This is a genomic window from Candidatus Accumulibacter vicinus (assembly GCF_000584955.1).
Classification (GTDB): domain Bacteria; phylum Pseudomonadota; class Gammaproteobacteria; order Burkholderiales; family Rhodocyclaceae; genus Accumulibacter; species Accumulibacter vicinus.
In genome coordinates this window covers 34,823-36,735 of record NZ_JDSS02000038.1, presented here as the reverse complement: position 1 = coordinate 36,735, position 1,913 = coordinate 34,823, and the positions used below count along the sequence as shown (strand labels likewise).

3 protein-coding genes are annotated in these 1,913 nt (G+C 42.8%); all 3 read right to left on the bottom strand.

What is annotated here, in order from left to right:
- The coding region (locus tag CAPSK01_RS23755; protein ID WP_273703964.1) for a DUF2163 domain-containing protein at positions 1-465 on the bottom strand (465 nt) is incomplete at its 3' end.
- A complete protein-coding gene (locus tag CAPSK01_RS23750) occupies positions 462-1,331 on the bottom strand; it encodes a DUF2460 domain-containing protein (RefSeq protein ID WP_273703963.1) in 870 nt (289 codons plus the stop codon). The genes CAPSK01_RS23755 and CAPSK01_RS23750, both read right to left, overlap by 4 nt.
- Before the next feature lie 10 nt (positions 1,332-1,341).
- The coding region (locus CAPSK01_RS23745) for a phage tail tape measure C-terminal domain-containing protein (RefSeq protein WP_273703962.1) at positions 1,342-1,913 on the bottom strand (572 nt) is incomplete at its 5' end.

Below are 1,913 nucleotides of genomic sequence, written 5' to 3'. Positions count from 1 at the left end.
CCCGCCAAACTCCTGCCCACCAAATGTCTTTGGGCAGGCTGCACCATAGGTGTATCCAATAGTTTGATTAAGAGTATCAATTAGGCTTACACCACTGATCGTATATCGATCATCCATGAGTACAGCTTTTCCAAATATACCTGCTGTAACTGGTTCTTCATCCTCTACTGGAGTTGTCCAGTCTGTTGCAAATACATAACAACGTGCACCGTCAAAGATACCGCTAGAAATACCAGGTCTATCAATACCCGCAATACCTGCTATACCCTCAATATCAATACTGGCCGGAGAAAAGTCACTGGTAGCGCTATACCCTGTGAACTGGTATCCAGAAGTACTAATATACGTATGACCAGAAATCGTCAGATTGTTGACATAATCAGTAAGATAAATTGTTGAGCCAATAACAGGTACTATACGCATACATAGTACCCTGTAACGATAGTCAGCAACTGTAGTTTTCATGGGGCAATTAACTCAATAATTTCAAGGTTGCAATCTCGTACATCAGAGGATAGTGATCCTACCTCAATTTTTGAATTGAACCGGAACGGTAGATCAAAATAACACCCTGCTGTGACTGACTCTCCAGTTTGAGGGTTTAAGTTCAAAGTGCCTCCACTAACATAAGTACCATACCCTGAAGACGTGTCTATGTTTACGGTAATAGACACGCCTGGATTAACACTGGTAATCACTCCACGTTTCCCATTAATTTCTGTCATACCTACCACACCAGATATATGGGCTGACTCGGTTACAAAATAAGGTCCTCCAGTAGTACTGATTACTGCCTGAGATGCTTTAGTGATTCCAGTAATTGTACTTGTCTTGTTCAGACCAAATGTAATAATACCTGTGGTTGTGCTTGCTGTCCAGGCATAATTCATGGCTACTGAATTAACACCTACTAGTATAGAGCCAGCAATAGGCTTATATATCTTTCTATAAGGGAATCCGATAGAAAGAGGAGTACCAGCACTGCCGTAAGCCTTGGCTATTTGATAGGTTGTGTCTGTTAGTTTAACTGCTGTAAAGTCAAATGCTGTTGGAATACCGGTATAGTTATTTGTACTATAATCGTCTACACATTTTACTCGAAACCCTGCATAAGTACCATAAGCTCTATGGTATAGATCAAGTACCTGACCCGCTAAGTCATTACGAAGCATGGTAAAACTGATAGTACCAGTACGGATAGGGTGAGGGTGTGTTAGCTTTCTATACTCTACACCGCTTGCCGTAGTGGTGATCTCCACAGCATAACCGTCTACAAAACTAGCCCCTAGCCTAATATTGACAGGTAATCTCTCTTCTAGGAAAGCGCCCATTGATTAATCCTTATACGTATCTATGTGCCGCACTGATAAAAGAAGCTGCTTCCCTGGCACCTTGACCTGCGGCTCTGCGCACATCTTGAGCATTATTATTTCCATTAACATTTACAGTAATGTTATAGGTACGACCCCCACCTTGAGCCTTTACCCCTAAACGACCCGCACTATCCCTAGACAATGGCATAACCGCTTCAGGTCCTGCTTCTGCAAATACACCACCACGAGCGAACTTATGAAGTTTATCGAAGGAGAAAGTAACAGGCGATGTCTGAACTGTATTTGCATACTGGTGCAGTGATGGAGAGCCAGAGAATACGTTTCCTTTTGCACTATCGATATGGCTAGCAGCTAGGTTTGCGAAATCTCCAGAGCTAAAGCCGCCACCGCCCATTCCCAACATACCAAGTACGCTACTTACAATGCCCCCGAATCCACCACTATTCTGGCTAGCCTTAGCTAGCAGAGCTTTAGCTTCAATCTTGGCAATATCAAGGATAATAGACTTGGCGAAGTTTGCAAAATTTATCTTTCCAGTAGTCAGGAACTCATTTAAGGCATTATCAATTGCCGACGACA